The organism is Nocardia sp. NPDC058518, assembly GCF_042719655.1.
Lineage (GTDB): Bacteria > Actinomycetota > Actinomycetes > Mycobacteriales > Mycobacteriaceae > Nocardia.
Genome location: NZ_JBHXNJ010000006.1, coordinates 274,616 through 290,005, shown reverse-complemented (window position 1 = coordinate 290,005; position 15,390 = coordinate 274,616). Strand labels below are relative to the sequence as shown.

Sequence of the window (15,390 nt, the reverse complement as noted above, 5' to 3'; positions counted from 1 at the left end):
AATTGCCGAGGAGCGGCGGCGGTCAGTAGTCGAGGGCGTGTTCTGGCTGGCATACGAACAAGGGCGAGGGCAAGTAGCGGACGATGGCGTCCAGGAGTGGGGCGATGTCGTCGCTTGCGTGGGGTGTGGCGCACAGGATGGGCACGATGTCGCCGTTGCGGGTGTGGTGGCGGATGCGGGTGTGCAGGGCGCGGAGGGTGAGGGAGTTCGAATCCGTGGGGTTTTGTTCGGTCAGGGTCTCGACGAGTTGGCGGGACCACCGCTCGGCGGCTTTCCCGTGGCTTCCGGAGGAGCCGGTTGCCGTGAGTGCCACCAGCGGGACCAGGTCGATGACATCGTCGAAGTCGGCGCCGGTGCCGATGGGGATCTGCAGTGGCAACGGCGCGGCCCCTCGAGTGTCGGCGATCGTGCGGACACAGCGGTCGAAGTCGGCGGTGGGTTGATCGAGTCCGTTGACCAGGCACAGGCGGGCGACCTGGTGGTCGTCGGCGACGCGCAACATGGTTTCGAGTCGCGGGGTGCTGTGCGCGGCGGCGTTCAGGACCGCGATGACCCCGTCGGCTACGCGGATCGATCGTTCCAGGTCGGCGACGAGTGCGTCGCTCGATAGCTCGGCGACGCGAATGGTGTGCTCGATACCGTCCATCGACCAGCGGACCGTGTTCTCGGTGTCGCCGAAACATCGGCGCAAGCGGTGGACGACCCGTGCCGTCCCGTCGACATCGCCGATGATCGTGACGTTGCGAATCGACTGCGGGTCAATAGCTTTGGTGCCCATCGCGCGGTACTCCAGATCGACGTCATCGCATCCTCGATCCGCACACCGTACCTGCGCCCGAGCAGCGCCGGAACGGAATTCCGCCCCAAAGTAGAACGTGTTCCTATACCGTCGGCCTCGTGCAGAAAGAACAACGCCCCGCCGTGGCTGACTGGTTCACTGCGGACGACGGCCGAGTACGTCTCAAGGGAACTCGCTGCAACGATTGCGGCACGCCGTACTTCCCGAAGAACACGCTCGCCTGCCGCAATCCGCAATGCACAGGTGCGCATGACGGCTCAGAGCTCGTCGAGTACCTGTTCTCCACGCGTGGCCGGATCTGGTCGTACGCGGACGCTCGATACAAGCCGCCCGCGCCCTATGTCTCGGCCGATCCGTTCGTGCCCTATGTCGTCGCGGCAGTGGAGCTCGAGGTCGAGCAGATGGTGATTCTCGGGCAGGTCGTGCGCGGTCTCACGGTGGACGACCTGGCCGTCGGCATGCCGGTCGAATTGACCGTCGGCACGCTGTACGAAGACGAGGACGCAGAGCACACGGTGTGGATGTGGAGGCCGGTCAATGACTGATACGAATGCTCGCGACATCGCCGTCCTCGGGGCCGGCATGCACCCGTGGGGCAAGTGGGGCCGCAATTTCGTCGAATACGGCCTGGTAGCCGCGCGTGCGGCGCTGGCCGATGCCGGGTTGGACCACCGCGACGTCGGCTACATCGCCGGCGCGGACACCATCCGCAACGGCTACCCCGGGTTCGTCTCGGGCGCGACTTTCGCGCAGGCGCTCGGTTGGTCGGGTGCGCAGATCTCGAGCAGCTACGCCGCCTGCGCCTCCGGTGCACAGGCCATCGCCAACGCGCGCGCCCAGATCCTGGCGGGGCTGTGCGAGGTGGCGCTGGTCGTCGGCGCGGATACCACCCCGAAGGGCTTCTTCCAACCGGTCGGTGGCGAGCGCCGTGACGACCCGGACTGGTTGCGCTTCCATCTGCTCGGTGCCACCAACCCCATCTATTTCGCGCTCTATGCCCGCCGCCGCATGGCATTGCACGGCGCCACCCTCGACGACTTCGCCGCGGTCAAGGTGAAGAACTCCAGGCACGGCCTGAACAACCCGAATGCCCGCTACCGCAAGGAAGTCTCGGTCGAGGAGATCGCCGCCTCGGCGGTCGTGTCGGACCCGTTGCGGCTGCTCGACATCTGCGCGACCAGCGACGGCGGGGCGGCATTGGTGCTGACGTCGATGGATTACGCACGTCGCCACGGCATCGCTGATCCGGTTCGCATCTCGGCGCTGTCGACGGTCACGCCGACGTTCCCGAAAACGGTGCTCGATCTGCCGGATTTCTCGACGGATTCCGCTGTGGCAGTGGAGCCCCCGTCACGCACGTTCCGGTCAGCCATCGCGCACGCCGCCTACGAAGAGGCCGGTATCGGTCCCGCCGACCTGTCCTTCGCGGAAGTCTATGACCTCTCCACCGCGCTGGAACTGGACTGGTACGAGGACATCGGGCTCTGCGAGACGGGCGAAGCAGAGGCTCTGCTACGCAGTGGCGCAACGACATTGGGCGGGCGGGTGCCGGTGAACCCCAGCGGCGGCCTTGCCTGCTTCGGTGAAGCCATCCCCGCACAGGCGATCTCGCAGATCTGCGAACTCACCTGGCAGTTGCGCGGCCAGGCCGACGGCCGCCAGGTCGAGAACGCCCGCGCGGGCATCGCGGTGAATCAGGGGCTCTTCGGTCATGGATCGGCGATCATCGCCACTCGCTGAACCTACGTCAGAAGTACAGCGCGAGGCCCGGACTCGTGTGAGAGTGTTCAGTCATGATCACGGGGGCAGTGCGTTTTTTCGGGTTTGTGTTGTGCGCACTCGTTCTCGGCGGCTGTGCGAATGTCGAACTGGTGGGAACGACGGCGACGATCACCCTGCCCGGGGCACCGACTGCGATCGCGATCGACGCCGAAACCCGTACAGCGTGGGTCGGTATCGCTTCCGATCGCTCCGTTGCGGTCATCGACACTTCTGACAATTCGGTAGTGGCGTCGATCGCCGTGGACGGGGTTCCGATCGCCATGGCGGTCGGGCTCGGCCGGGTTTTCGTCACGCTGGCCGATTCGGATACCGTCGCCGTTCTCGATATCGACGATCGATCCGTTCGCGCCACCGTAACCGTCGGGCGTGATCCCGGCGGCCTCGCGGTGGACCCGACGACGAGCACAGTCTGGGTAGCCGACACCGAGGCCGATACCGTTTCGATCATCGACGCCGACAGTGCCGCCGTAGTCGCGACGATTCCGGTGGGGACCCGTCCGCGCACGGTCGGAATCGATGCCAGGACTCGCTTGGCGTATATCGCGAACTATGGCGGTTCCCTCTCGGTGATCAACGCGGATACTCGCGCGGTGACATCGACAATTCCAGTCGACGGGTCACCGATGGACCTCGTGGTCAGCACCGAGCGTCATGCGGCGTGCTATTCGACGTATTCCGACCTGCCGCCCAATGACAACACCAAGGTGCGGTGCGTCGACGGCACGTCGAATGCCCGGATCCTCGACATCGACGTCGACCACCTTGTCGGCGCCCTCGCCGTGGAGGGCCGGACACTGTATGTGGCCGATAGAGGTGGCAACCGCGTTTCTGTTGTCGACCTTGCCGCGGGCACGGTGACGAGGCAGCTCGATGTCGGGGCGAAACCGATCGCGATCGCGGTCGACTCTGCTTCTGGCGCAACATATGTCGTCAATAGCAGCGCCGATACCATCTCGGTGTTCAGCCCGGAATGAGCCGCAACATTCAGCCCACTGCGTCAGCGGCTTCGCGCTCGGCGGTCAGGTCGGCCACCTGGTTCCGGGCGGCTTCGAGGGACCGTTGTAGGCGCTCGCCGCCGAATTCGTCGTTACCCGTGTAGACGAACTCGACCTCGTCGATGCCGATGAAACCGAGAGCCGTGCGCAGGTACGGCTCGACGTGATTCATGCTCGCCAGCGGACCGCCGACCTCGTAGCCGGCGTCGCCGGTGCCGACGATGACGAAGGCGCGCTTGCCGGAGGTGAGTGGTGTGTACGGTGCCGCGGCCTCGGGGTCGAAGGAGAAGGTACGGCCGACCCGGACGATCTGGTCGATGTAGGCCTTCAGCATCGCCGGTACCCCGAAGTTGTACATGGGGACTCCGAGCACCAGCACGTCGGAGGCGAACAGCTCGTCCACCAGATGGTCGCTGTAGGCCAGGACCTCGCGCATCTGCGGGGTGCGCTGCGCCGGGGTGGTGAAGGCGGCGGCGATCCAGTCCTCGGTGAGGTGCGGAGGCGGTTCGTGGCCGAGGTCGCGGTGGATCACCGTGTCACCGGGCCTGCCCTCGCTCCAGCGGTCGACGAACTCCCGGACCAGCGTGCGGGTGTGTGAGCGCGACCGGCGCGGGCTGGCATCGAGCTGAAGTAGCTTGGCCATCTGGAGATACTCCTGTCGGGGCTGGGTTGCCTTGCTCAACCGAGCCTGCCCGACGGGGAATATCCGCGTAAGAACGCACATTTCTGTTACCCGGTACCCTTTTTCATACCTTTGCCGGTAGACGAGGATGTGGCATGACGAAACGTAAGCAGGATCTCGATTTCGACTGCCCGGTCGAGGTCACCCTCGATGTGATCGGCGGCAAGTGGAAGGGCATGATCGTCTTCCATCTGAGTGCGGGAACGGCGCGGTTCAATGAGATGCGCCGCGTCATGCCGCACGTGACCCAGCGAATGCTCACCGCGCAGCTACGTGAACTCGAGCGCGACGGCGTACTCACCCGTGCCGTCTACGCGGAGGTTCCACCCCGAGTCGAGTACGAGCTGACCGACTTCGGCCGCGGTCTCGTGCCGATCATCGAGCTGATGGAGACCTGGGGCGAGCAGTACCGGGAGCAGCTCCAGCAGCCTGGATAGCGGTCTCGATCCGTAGCGACCGCTGCGGATCGAGACCGTACTCATTTGCCCAGGCAGCTAGGCGACGAAGTCGCGGACTTGGGTGAAGACCGTAATCGCGGCGAGTAGTGAAATGTGGCCGATACAGCCGGTTCTGGTGTTGGCCGCGCCATTGAGGATGACGCTTTCATCCGGGTTGATGATCTCGTCACAGGGCGACCACCAGGTTCCGTATCTCACGCTGCCGGGGGTTTCGTCGCCGCTGTTCAACTGCGTCAGCAAGCTCGAACCGGGTCGCATGTCCTCGCAGGAGTAGTCCCAGCAGCCGTAGGCGATTTCCGTACCGTGGTTGGGTCCGCCGATGGAGACCCAGTCGTCGACATAACGCGCGCCGTCGAGAAACTTCAGATACCAGCGACTGTTGACGCCGCCCATCGAGTGGCTGATGATGTCGATCTTGGTGGCGCCGGTGGCGGCCCGCAGCGCATCGGCCTCGGCTTTCACTTCCTGGGCGATCACCTTGTTCGATTGCGTGGTGTCGTAACTGAAGGTGCGCAAGTGGGCGGCGCTGTAGCCGGCATCTCCGAAACGGGAAACCATGAGGTCCCAATTCCAGCCCGCCCCTTGCCATCCGTGCACGAACAGGATCGGATTTCGGTCCGGTGCGGCGGCCGCCCGATGCGGCGCGAAGGTGAGGGTGGCCGCCGCTATCGCGGCGAAAGTGATTGCGGTGATGCCGATTCGGCGCATCATCGAGCTGATGTTCATGCCCGGTCTCCTTGTTCGGCCCGTCCTCGGGGACGAGCAGAGCGACCGTAACAACGCGCGGAACAATGTCACCCAAAATTGAAGTATTCGTTATTCACATTTCGATTAGCAAAACTCAACGAATTGGCGGTGGTGAGGCGCGGGGTATCGGTGCCGCGCGGAATTCGGGATACTGTTCTTTACCCCGCAGAGCCGGACGCTTCGACATCGGAGGAACCGCCGTGGCCACAGTGATGACCGATCCGTCGATAATTCCGGTCGCGCAGGGCACCGAAGGCGGTGGCGCTGCCCTCGATCAAGTCGCCCTGATGACCGGCGCTGCCGCCGTGGTCGGTGCGGTGCTGCTGTGGGTGGCCTACCTGCATCGGACGCGGCGCATCACCTGGCTGCAGCGGCTGGCCGACTTCAGCGGTCGCATCATGAACCGTCCCGGCTGGGTGGCGCTGCCGATCGCGATGTTCCTCGCGACCATCCTCACCGCGTTTCTCGGCTTCATCTGGGATGTGAGCCTGCACGTGGGCAAGGGCCGCGACGCCGGACCGCTGGCCAACCCGGCGCACTACTTCATCCTGGTCGGGCTGTTCTTCCTCTTCATGGCCGGCATGCTGGCCGTCATCCTGCCGCTCGACGAGAAGCCGGGCAGGGCGGCGGTGAAGATCACCCGCGACTGGTACGCACCCGTCGGCGGCATCTTGATCGCGGGTGCCGGTTTGTACGCGCTGATCGGGTTCCCGCTCGACGACATCTGGCATCGCCTGTTCGGCCAGGATGTCACGCTCTGGGGGCCCACCCACCTGATGCTCATCGGTGGCGCGGGTCTGTCGCTGATCGGCGTGCTGCTGCTCGAACTCGAAGGCCGATACAACCGGCCCGATCCCGAGCGGATCGACGGGCGGTTCCTCTGGGTGATTCAGGCCTTCGCTTTCGGTGGCCTGGTGATCGGACTGTCGGTGTTCCAGGTGGAGTTCGACTTCGGCGTCGAGCAGTTCCGGCTGGTGCTGCAACCGATGCTGATCGTCTTCGCCGCCACGATCGCGCTGATCTCGGCGCGGTTGGCGCTGGGCCCACTCAGCACACTGCTGCTGGTGGCCTTCGCCTTCTGTGTGCGGTACATCGTCGCGGTCCTCGTCGGCACCGGATTCGAGGCGCCGCGCAACGTGTTTCCGCTCTACCTCGGTGCCGCGATCGTGGTCGAACTGCTCGCCCTCCTACCGCTGATTCGCCGACCGCTCTGGTGGGGTGCGCTCACCGGGCTCGGTGTGGCGACCGTGGGCATCTGGCTCGAATCGCTGTGGATCGAGCGGATGTTCGTCAATCCTTGGGTCGGCGGGATGTGGCTGGAACTGCTCGCGATGGCGGTGCCGGTCGGCGTGGCCGGCGGTGTGATCGGCGCGATGCTCGGCACCGTCTTGCGCGGCGAGGCACTGCCCAAGCCCGCGGTGCGGCGTGGAATCGTGGTCGCCGCTGTGGTGATCGCGGCCGCGGCGACCACGAACGGGCTGATCATCCGGGTGCCGGAGAACGCGTCGGCGACCGTCACGCTCACCGACGCCGATCCCGAGGGCGGGCGGATGGTCACCGCCGACATCCGGCTCTCCCCCGCGGATCTGATCAGTTCTGATCCGGAATGGGTGGAGATCCTGTCCTGGCAAGGCGGCACCGGCGATGACAGCCCCGGCCACGGCCTCGTCGTGGACAGGCTGCGTCGCGTCGCCGACGACCACTTCGTCTCCACCCGGCCCGTCCCCGTGCACGGCACCTGGAAGACTTTGCTGCGCTTGCAGGACGGGCGCATGCAGTCCGCGCTCCCGATCTTCATGCCGCTCGATCCCGGTATCGGCGCCGCGGAGGTGCCCGCGCCCGCGAGCTTCACGCGGCCGTTCGTCGAGGAGATCTCGGTACTGCAGCGCGAGCGGTCCTTCGACCATCCGTCCTGGCTGATCACCGTCGCGGGCCTGGTGGTGCTCGCGTGCAGCCTGGCTTTGATCGCGGCGATGGCGTGGGGCGCCGCCCGGGTCAACGACCGCTATCTGGCGGCCGGCAGCACGCCGGACCAGAAGGCAACGGTCGAACCTTGATCCGCCAGGAGAATGTCGATCTTCTCGCCGACCATTCCCTCCTGCTGGCGATTCCGGCCTTCCTGCCCGCGGTCGCATTGGTCGGGCTGGTGCTGTTCATCGCGATGCGCGACCGGCGCGCGGAGAAACGCGAAAATGCCTCCACACAAGCAGAATCCGGGCAGAACGACCGCACCGAGGAGATCCCGTGACCCGTCGTCGGCTCCGGTTCGGCCTACTCACGGTCGCCGCGGGTTCACTGCTCGTCAGCTGCGCATCGGGCGAGCGGACCAACGAACCCGCGAGTGCGGCCCTCATCATCGACATTCGGATCGCGAACGGCGCGGTGTCCCCGGCCAATACGCGCACCGAAGCCGAGGTCGGGCAGCGCATCGTCTTGCGGGTCGACAGTGACACCACCGACGAACTGCATGTCCACTCCGCCCCCGCGCACACCTTTTCCGTCGCCGCTGCTTCCGGCCAGGAGTTCGGCTTCACGGTGAAGGTGCCAGGCCAGGTGGCGGTCGAACTGCACCACCTCGGACGGACGGTGACGACGCTGCTGGTCCGGCAGTGAGTTCGACGGTGCTCGCCCACGGCCTCAATGGCGCGGCGGACCTGCCGATTCCACTCGCCTACGCGTTGATCGGTGCGGCGTGGGCGCTGACCTTCTCGTTCGCGCTGCTGTTCCTCACCTGGCGCCGGCCCCGGCTCGACCCCGGCTCGCCGGGATTCGCACTGCCCGCGCCGGTACGGCGGATGATCGACGCCCGCGCGACGCGGACGGTCATCGCCACGGCGAGCGTGTTGATCACCGCGTGCGTGATCGTTATCGCGGTGTTCGGTTCCTCGGATCCGGCCCTGAATCCCGTGCCAGGAGTGCTGTACATCGGCGTCTGGGTCGGGGTGATGGTGGCGTCCCTGCTGATCGGGCCGGTCTGGAAGGTCATCTCCCCTGTCAGGGCGATCCATCGATTCGGCTGCCTGCTGCTGCGACGCTCGCCGGAGCGCGGACTTCTCCGCTATCGCGAGCGATGGGGTTACCTCCCGGCGGCGATCGGCCTGTTCTCGTTCGTGTGGCTGGAATTGGCTTGGCGCACACCGGGGTCGGTGAGCGCGGTGCTGACCTGGCTGCTCGGCTATCTGATCGTGACCTCGATCGGGCTCGTGCTGTTCGGCACCGTCTGGGCAGAGCGGGCCGATCCGCTCGAGGTGTACAGCACGCTGCTGGCACACCTGAGCCCCTACGGCCGCGACCGCGCGGGGCAGCCGGTATTGCGGATGCCGCTGAACAATCTCCCGGGGACTCCCGGACTCGCCGGATCTGTCGCGGTCGCGGCGACGCTGCTCGGATCCACCGCCTTCGACAGCTTCTCCACTTTCCCGCGGTGGCGCGAACTGGTCGACGACCTGGCTCCGGTCGTCGACCCGACGCTGACGCGCACGGCCGGACTGCTGGTCTTCATCGGGGTGGTCGGCGGGCTGTTCTCCGTCGCCGCGCGTGCCACCGGCGGTGTCTCCCCCGCCGATCGAGCGCTGCTCCCGCGGCGGCTGGCGCTCAGCCTCACACCGATCGTGGCGGGCTATCTGATCGCCCACTACCTCACGTTTCTCCTCGAGAAGGGGCAGGCGACGGTGTTGCTGTTCGCGGACCCGCTGGACCGTGGATGGAATATCGCGGGCCTGGCCGATCGTGACGTCGCCTACGTACTGTCGAGTCATCCGGGTGTGCTCGCCACCTGCAAGGTGCTCGCGGTCCTGATCGGCCACATCCTCGGCGTCGCCGCAGCGCACGACCGCTGCCTCCTACTTCTGCCCCCACGTCACCGGCTGACCGGCCAGCTGGCATTGATGCTGACCATGGTCGGCTTCACGTTCACCGGGCTGTATCTGCTGTTCGGGGGTTAGGGATCCTGGTCAGGGGCACAGTGCGCGGGTCAGGATGGCCATCATGTCCGGCTGTTGACTGGGCGGCTCGGTCCAGACGATCGTGGCGGCCCGCCCGTCGGTAGTGGCGCCGGAGAAGGTGGCGTACCCGGTGATTCCGCCGGTGTGCCCGATATAGCTTGTGCCGCAGGACAATTCGGCTGACATCACGCCGAGACCGTATTCGGGCATGCCGTCTACGCCGGTCGGCAAGGCGGCGAGCATCTGCTGTAGTTCCGGTGCCGCCACCACTTTTCCGGCCACCAGGTCCAGGAAATATCGGTTGAGGTCGTCGCCGGTGGAGACCAGCGCGCCGGCCGCCCAAGGCACGGACGGTTCGATCCGGGTGACGTCCGTGCGGATGCCGTTGATCGGCGCGTAACCACGCGGGTGCGGGCCGCGGATATCGTGCTCGCCGGTGGCGGGCAGATATGTTCCAGTCAGGCCGAGTGGGCGAATGATCCTGTCCTGCAACGCATCCGTGTAAGGGCGCCCGGTGATTCGCTCGACCAGCATCGCGGCGAGAAGATAGTTCGTGTTCGTGTAGGTGAACCGGGCGCCTGGCGCGAACTGCGCCGGGCGCCGCAGCGCGATGGCGAGCTGGTCGTCGGGGGTGAACGTGCGGCCGTCGAGGGCCGCGCCGTACTCGTCGATCTCCGGGGAATCGGCGAACTCCGGTAATCCGCTGCGGTGCTGCAGGATCTGACGCACCGTGATGACCCGTCCGTCGACACTGTCGCCAACGATCGAGCCGGGCAGATAGGAATCGATGGGCTCGTCGAGCTGGATTCGCCCCTCCGACACCAATTGCAGCACGATCGCCGCGATAAAGGACTTAGAGACACTGCCCACCCGAACCTGCTGCGGCGGCTCGGCCGGAATCGGCACACCAGTGGCGCGATCGCCGACACCAGCGGCCAATGTGGTGGTCTCGCCGTTCTCGGTGAGTGTCGCGATCACCCCTGACACACCCGAGGCCACTGCCGCGTCGATGTCATCGCGCACCCGCTGCACCCGGTCCGGCGATACCGCACGGCTCTCGGTCGAAGAGATCGCGGGAACATCGTCCGAACTCGAACACCCCACCAGCGAGACGACAACCGCGATCGCGGCAACGATCGAAAACCAACGCATGCTCCGACCATAGGAATCGCCGACCGCCCACACATCCGGGACAACCCTTGACCCCACCCGGAGATCGCGTTGTTCGGTCGTGACGCTGGTCGCCCACGCCGTTCCGGTGGGGCACTGACCGTGAAAATGGGGTGAGCGGGGTACAGGCCGCCCCGCAGAATGACTCATGCTCATCGACCACTGGCCCCTGTTCGGACTGCGGCTCACCACGCCCCGCCTGGAACTCCGCCTGCCCTCCGGTGACGAGCTCGCCGCGCTGGCCGATCTCGCGGCAGAAGGCGTCCACGACCCCGACCGCATGCCCTTCACCGTCCCGTGGACAGATCTCGCTCCCCTCGAACGAGCACGCTCGGTGGTTCAGCACCACTGGCTCCAACTCGGCACCTGGACCTCCGGCAACTGGGCACTCAACCTCGCGGTATTCGAACACGGCCGAATCGTCGGCCAGCAGACGATCGCCGCCCGCGACTACGCGACCCTGCGTGAGGTCGACACCGGCTCCTGGATCGGCCTTCGACACCAAGGGCGAGGCATCGGCACCGAAATGCGCTCGGCGGTCCTGCATCTCGCGTTCGCAGGACTGCAAGCCACCGACGCGGTCTCGGGCGCCTTCGCCGACAACCCGTCCTCGTTCCGGGTCTCCGAGAAGCTCGGCTACGAACCCGACGGGATCCAGCGCCTCACTGTGCGAGAGAAGGTCACCGTCATGCGCCGAGTGCGTCTCTCGCGCACACAATGGGAGAGCCGGCAGCGAACAACCGTCACGATCGACGGACTCACCCCGTGTCTGCCCCTGCTCGGCGCCGGATGATCTGGCTTCGAGCGACCGGCTGGATTGTCGGCCGCTCGAAGGCACCTAGGGAGCGACTCGATGGGTGTCGCCGACGGTCAATGTGCACTGGCCGTCTTCACAGGAGCGCTGGAGCCGACCCCTCGACAGGGTCTGCATCAGCCCGATCGCCCAGCACGTCGGACACCCGCGCAGTGCGACCAAACCGACGGGCAGCAACAACAAACCGATCGGCCCGACGACCGGGATCAGCGCCACCGACCCGACCAGCGCACCGAACCCCGCCCCGCCGCGCACCAGGTGCTCGAACATGGACTTACTCGCGAAATCATCGCTCATCATTTCCTCCAGCAGCGTCACCAGGCGTGGCCTGTAGTGCTTGTCGAACTGCCGCCCGCGCCCGGTGCAGCCGCGATTTCATCGCCGCCGTACTGAGCCCGAGCGCGTCGGCGACCATCCGCCCGCTGTAGCCCTGAATGTCGCGCATGATCAGCACGCTGCGCTGGTCCGTGGGCAAGTCGGCGACCGCGGCAGCCACCCTGGCCGCCTCCAGTCGTCGCAGTACCTCGTCCTCGGCCGAAGCAGCCGAGATGTTGTCCTGCACGGGGATTCGTCCCGACAGACTCGTCCGCGCGCGACGCAGGCACTCGTTGCGAACGATGCGGAACATCCACGACGCCAGCGCACCGGAGGCCCGCAACATCCCGATCTTGCGATACAGGATGATCAGCGCCTCCTGCGCCGCGTCCTCGGCGTCTTCCGGGGTGGCGCACAGGGAATAGGCGAACCGCTGAATATGCGGATGCGAACCCGACACCAACGCCGCGATCGAGTCCACGTCCCCACCCTGCGCGGCGACGATCAACCGCTGATCAGGCCAGCGCGACTCACCCACGCCCAGCTCGTTTGCGCTTCACCACGACCATGCACGTGCACAGCAGCACCAAGCCGACGACAACACCGATACCGATGACCACAACAAACCTCCGTGTCCCGTCCCGACGTCCGTCGCGACACACATAAGAGGCACCGGTGACGCAGAAGGATTCACCCGCGTGCCCGAAATCTCGTTGGCAACCGACGCGCACCTCAGTATCGTTCGAATCATGCACACAGGCACCGCGATGATGAAGCCCTGGTCGCTCCGCTGACGGCGGCGACCCGCATTCGATCTATCTTCTGACGCCGCTGTCCCGGGTATTCACGCCGGGCGGTCATTCGTGCTGTCCCGGCTCCTTCCTCGAGCTGCGGAGAATCTGTGTCCATCTCTCATATCGGCCGATCCGGCCTGTCCACTCACCTTCCGGCCGGCGCGAACGCCCACATCAGGGCGACGTCGATCCAGGTCACCCTCGGATCGCGAGCGGTGCTCAGCGACGTCTCACTCACGGTGTCGGCTCGTTCACGGCTCGCCATCGTCGGGGAGAACGGGCGTGGAAAATCCACGTTGCTGCATGTGCTTGCGGGGCTGCTCGTCCCGGATAGCGGCTCGGTCACCCGGGTCGGCACCGCGGGTGTTGCCCAGCAGGCCATAGCTTTTCGCGCGGGTGAGACCGTGGGCGACCTGGTCGCCGAGACGATCGAACCGGCGTTGCGAGCACTGCGCGACCTCGATGCCGCCACTCTCTCGCTCACCGACGGACAACCGGGAGCCGACGACGCCTACGCGGGCGCCCTGGACGCCGCCACCCGGCTCGATGCCTGGGATGCCGAACGCCGCGTCGACATCGCGCTGTCGGCGCTGCACGCCTGCACCGACCGGGAGCGCCCTTTGGCGATGCTGTCCGTCGGGCAACGCTATCGAGTCCGGTTGGCGTGCCTGCTCGGGTCCACCCAGGACATCTTGCTGCTGGACGAACCGACGAATCACCTCGACCGGGACGGACTCGACTTCCTGACCGCTCGCCTGCGGGCCCATACCGGCGGGCTGGTGGTCGTCAGCCACGACCGTGCGCTCCTGCGTGATGTCGCCGAGGAGTTCCTCGACCTCGATCCCAGCCAGGACGGTCGCCCTCAGCTCTTCGCAGGCGGCTACGCCGGTTGGCAGGAGGGCCGGGCTCGCGCACGCGAGCGATGGGAGCACGAATACGAGGAGCAGCTCACCGAGCAGGCGCGCCTGCGCGAAGCGGTAGCCGGTGCGCGTGACCGTCTCAGCACCGGCTGGCGACCGGACAAAGGACACGGCAAACATCAACGCCAATCGCGGTCACCGGGTCTGGTGCAGGCGCTGAAGCGTCGCCAATCCGATCTCGAGGAGCACGTTGTCACCGTGCCCGAACCTCCGCTGAGACTGCGCTTTCCCGAGTTGCGTGCGCGCCCCGGCACACCCATCGTCAGCGCGGACGACATCACGGTGACCGGTCGACTCGGTGCCCCCGTGACGCTGTCTCTCGAAGCGGGCGAACGTCTCCTGATCACCGGCCACAACGGTGCGGGCAAGTCCACCCTGCTCGCCGCACTCGCGGGCGCGCTCGAGCCGTCCACGGGCACCGTCCGCCACCACGGATCTGCCCGCATCGCCCTCATCGGCCAAGAGGTCCCCGCCTGGAACCCCGACCTGACCGCCCAGGACCTCTACGACCAGCACACCCGAAACCTGCACCTACACAACAACATCGACCCCATGCCACTCACCGCAACCGGCCTGCTCGAACGACGATCCCGCCACACCCCCGTCGCCCGCCTGTCCCAGGGCCAACAACGCCGCCTCCACCTAGCCATCCAACTAGCCACCCGCCCCCACCTCCTCCTCTGCGACGAACCGACCAACCACCTGTCCATACCCCTGGTCGACGAACTCACCACCGCCCTCTCGACCACCCCCGCCGCCATCGTCGTCGCCACCCACGACCGCCAAATGCTCACCGACCTATCCCACTGGCCCCACTTACCGCTCACCTGAAGCCGCCACCGACGGCGACAATGAGCTGGATTCGACTGCAACACCAGCACCTTCGGGAGGACGACAGTTGCGCAAGAAGAGTTCTGAGATGTCGCGCGGGACGCGGATGGCGGCGCATGGTGCTGTCTCCGCTTCCCTTGCGCTGCACAGTGATGCCGAGCTGGGCGAACTCGTCGATGCTGCGGTGCCGCTGGGGTCCGGGATCGGTGGGAAGTCGGCTTTGGTGGAGGTCTGCGGGGTTCCGGTCTTCGTCAAGCGGGTGCCGCTGACCGATCGGGAGCGGCGGACGGAGAACGTCCGGTCCACGGCGAATCTGTTCGGGCTGCCGATGATCTGCCATTACGGCATCGGCGGGCCCAGCTTCGGGGCTTGGCGAGAACTCGCCGTCCACGCCATGACGACGGGCTGGGTGCTGGCGGACGATTTCGACGGGTTCCCCGTGATGCACCACTGGCGGGTACTGCCGGACTCGACGCCCCTGCCCGACGAACTGGCCGATGTCGAGCGCGTCGTCGCGTACTGGGGTGGCGGTTCGGCGGTGCGCGACCGGATCGAGGGTCTCCAGCAGTCCTCGGCGAGCATCGCACTGTTCCTGGAGTACATCCCGCAGAACCTGCATCAGTGGCTGGGCCGGCAAGTCGACGCAGGCGCCGAGGCCACCGACCGCGCCTGCACCATGGTCGAACGCGAACTGCACGCCGGGATCGCGTTCATGAACAGCCGAGGCCTGCTGCACTTCGACACCCACTTCGAGAACATCCTCACCGATGGACAGCGCCTCTATTTCGCCGATTACGGCCTGGCGATCTCCACCCGATTCGAACTGTCGCGACAGGAGATCGACTTCTACGACCGGCACCGCACCTACGACCACTGCTACGCGGTCTCCTATCGGACCCGATGGCTGGTCACCGCCCTGTATGGCGGTGACGACCGCACCGAACGAATAGCCTCGTACGCCCGAGACGAGCGCCCCACCGGAATCCCCGAGATACCCGCATCGATCATCGCTCGCGATGCCCCGCTCTCCGTGGTCATGGCGGACTTCTTCCATCGACTCCAACAGGAGAGCAGGCAAACCCCGTACCCACGGGAGGAGCTCGACCGCATCCTCCGAATCGACAGCACGCCCTGATCGA

The 15,390-nt window shown here is 66.3% G+C and carries 17 protein-coding genes; 11 read left to right on the top strand and 6 right to left on the bottom strand.

Going from position 1 to position 15,390, the window contains the following annotated elements; all coding sequences use genetic code 11:
• Window positions 1-22: 22 nt before the first annotated feature.
• Window positions 23-778 carry a GTP-binding protein gene (locus ACFWPX_RS14115; RefSeq protein ID WP_378927749.1) on the bottom strand — a complete coding sequence of 252 codons (756 nt, stop codon included), beginning with the start codon at window positions 776-778 and terminating at the stop codon, window positions 23-25.
• Between the two features lie 119 nt (window positions 779-897).
• On the opposite strand from ACFWPX_RS14115, the gene ACFWPX_RS14110 reads away from it, so the two are divergent.
• The 3 genes from ACFWPX_RS14110 to ACFWPX_RS14100 all read left to right on the top strand — a co-directional run bounded on the left by ACFWPX_RS14110 (window position 898) and on the right by ACFWPX_RS14100 (window position 3,555).
• A complete protein-coding gene (locus ACFWPX_RS14110) occupies window positions 898-1,344 on the top strand; it encodes an OB-fold domain-containing protein (protein WP_358186827.1) in 447 nt (148 codons plus the stop codon).
• Window positions 1,337-2,539: a lipid-transfer protein gene (locus tag ACFWPX_RS14105; RefSeq protein WP_378919215.1), complete on the top strand. Its 1,203-nt coding sequence runs from the start codon at window positions 1,337-1,339 to the stop codon at window positions 2,537-2,539. The genes ACFWPX_RS14110 and ACFWPX_RS14105 overlap by 8 nt, the downstream gene beginning before the upstream one ends.
• A gap of 266 nt (window positions 2,540-2,805) precedes the next feature.
• Window positions 2,806-3,555, top strand: a complete 750-nt coding sequence (locus tag ACFWPX_RS14100; RefSeq protein ID WP_378927748.1) for a YncE family protein — start codon at window positions 2,806-2,808, stop codon at window positions 3,553-3,555.
• Window positions 3,556-3,565: 10 nt separating this feature from the next.
• On the opposite strand, the gene ACFWPX_RS14095 is transcribed toward ACFWPX_RS14100, so the two are convergent.
• The gene (locus ACFWPX_RS14095; RefSeq protein ID WP_378927747.1) at window positions 3,566-4,219 is read right to left on the bottom strand and encodes an FMN-dependent NADH-azoreductase; all 654 of its coding nucleotides are present in this window, start codon (window positions 4,217-4,219) and stop codon (window positions 3,566-3,568) included.
• Window positions 4,220-4,353: 134 nt separating this feature from the next.
• On the opposite strand from ACFWPX_RS14095, the gene ACFWPX_RS14090 reads away from it, so the two are divergent.
• A complete protein-coding gene (locus tag ACFWPX_RS14090) occupies window positions 4,354-4,695 on the top strand; it encodes a winged helix-turn-helix transcriptional regulator (protein WP_378927746.1) in 342 nt (113 codons plus the stop codon).
• A 57-nt stretch (window positions 4,696-4,752) separates the two neighbouring features.
• Here the strand turns inward: ACFWPX_RS14090 and ACFWPX_RS14085 are convergent, their stop codons facing one another.
• The gene (locus ACFWPX_RS14085) at window positions 4,753-5,424 is read right to left on the bottom strand and encodes an esterase/lipase family protein (protein WP_378927745.1); all 672 of its coding nucleotides are present in this window, start codon (window positions 5,422-5,424) and stop codon (window positions 4,753-4,755) included.
• A 251-nt stretch (window positions 5,425-5,675) separates the two neighbouring features.
• Here ACFWPX_RS14085 and ACFWPX_RS14080 point away from each other — a divergent pair, with 251 nt between their 5' ends.
• Genes ACFWPX_RS14080 through ACFWPX_RS14065 form a run of 4 tightly spaced genes read left to right on the top strand, consistent with a single transcriptional unit; the run spans window position 5,676 to window position 9,407 of the window.
• Window positions 5,676-7,520 carry a hypothetical protein gene (locus tag ACFWPX_RS14080; protein WP_378927824.1) on the top strand — a complete coding sequence of 615 codons (1,845 nt, stop codon included), beginning with the start codon at window positions 5,676-5,678 and terminating at the stop codon, window positions 7,518-7,520.
• Window positions 7,520-7,711, top strand: a complete 192-nt coding sequence (locus ACFWPX_RS14075) for a hypothetical protein (RefSeq protein ID WP_378919367.1) — start codon at window positions 7,520-7,522, stop codon at window positions 7,709-7,711. Before ACFWPX_RS14080 ends, ACFWPX_RS14075 begins: the two co-directional genes overlap by 1 nt.
• Window positions 7,708-8,076, top strand: a complete 369-nt coding sequence (locus ACFWPX_RS14070; protein ID WP_378927744.1) for a hypothetical protein — start codon at window positions 7,708-7,710, stop codon at window positions 8,074-8,076. Before ACFWPX_RS14075 ends, ACFWPX_RS14070 begins: the two co-directional genes overlap by 4 nt.
• The gene (locus ACFWPX_RS14065) at window positions 8,073-9,407 is read left to right on the top strand and encodes a hypothetical protein (protein ID WP_378927743.1); all 1,335 of its coding nucleotides are present in this window, start codon (window positions 8,073-8,075) and stop codon (window positions 9,405-9,407) included. The genes ACFWPX_RS14070 and ACFWPX_RS14065 overlap by 4 nt, the downstream gene beginning before the upstream one ends.
• Before the next feature lie 9 nt (window positions 9,408-9,416).
• On the opposite strand, the gene ACFWPX_RS14060 is transcribed toward ACFWPX_RS14065, so the two are convergent.
• Complete coding sequence (locus ACFWPX_RS14060) at window positions 9,417-10,559, bottom strand: serine hydrolase domain-containing protein (protein ID WP_378927742.1); 1,143 nt, start codon at window positions 10,557-10,559, stop codon at window positions 9,417-9,419.
• 166 nt (window positions 10,560-10,725) lie between these two features.
• Here ACFWPX_RS14060 and ACFWPX_RS14055 point away from each other — a divergent pair, with 166 nt between their 5' ends.
• Entirely contained in the window at window positions 10,726-11,370 is a 645-nt protein-coding gene (locus ACFWPX_RS14055; protein WP_378927741.1) for a GNAT family N-acetyltransferase, read from the top strand.
• Between the two features lie 45 nt (window positions 11,371-11,415).
• Here ACFWPX_RS14055 and ACFWPX_RS14050 read toward each other — a convergent pair whose 3' ends face one another.
• Together ACFWPX_RS14050 and ACFWPX_RS14045 are read right to left on the bottom strand one after the other, a co-directional pair.
• Window positions 11,416-11,688 (bottom strand): hypothetical protein, encoded by a 273-nt coding sequence (locus ACFWPX_RS14050; RefSeq protein WP_378927740.1) that lies wholly within the window; start codon window positions 11,686-11,688, stop codon window positions 11,416-11,418.
• Window positions 11,678-12,244 (bottom strand): RNA polymerase sigma factor, encoded by a 567-nt coding sequence (locus ACFWPX_RS14045; protein ID WP_378927739.1) that lies wholly within the window; start codon window positions 12,242-12,244, stop codon window positions 11,678-11,680. Before ACFWPX_RS14045 ends, ACFWPX_RS14050 begins: the two co-directional genes overlap by 11 nt.
• 363 nt (window positions 12,245-12,607) lie before the next feature.
• On the opposite strand from ACFWPX_RS14045, the gene ACFWPX_RS14040 reads away from it, so the two are divergent.
• Together ACFWPX_RS14040 and ACFWPX_RS14035 are read left to right on the top strand one after the other, a co-directional pair.
• Window positions 12,608-14,251, top strand: a complete 1,644-nt coding sequence (locus ACFWPX_RS14040; protein WP_378927738.1) for an ABC-F family ATP-binding cassette domain-containing protein — start codon at window positions 12,608-12,610, stop codon at window positions 14,249-14,251.
• 88 nt (window positions 14,252-14,339) lie between these two features.
• Complete coding sequence (locus ACFWPX_RS14035; protein ID WP_378927737.1) at window positions 14,340-15,386, top strand: protein kinase family protein; 1,047 nt, start codon at window positions 14,340-14,342, stop codon at window positions 15,384-15,386.
• The last annotated feature ends 4 nt before the right edge of the window (window positions 15,387-15,390 follow it).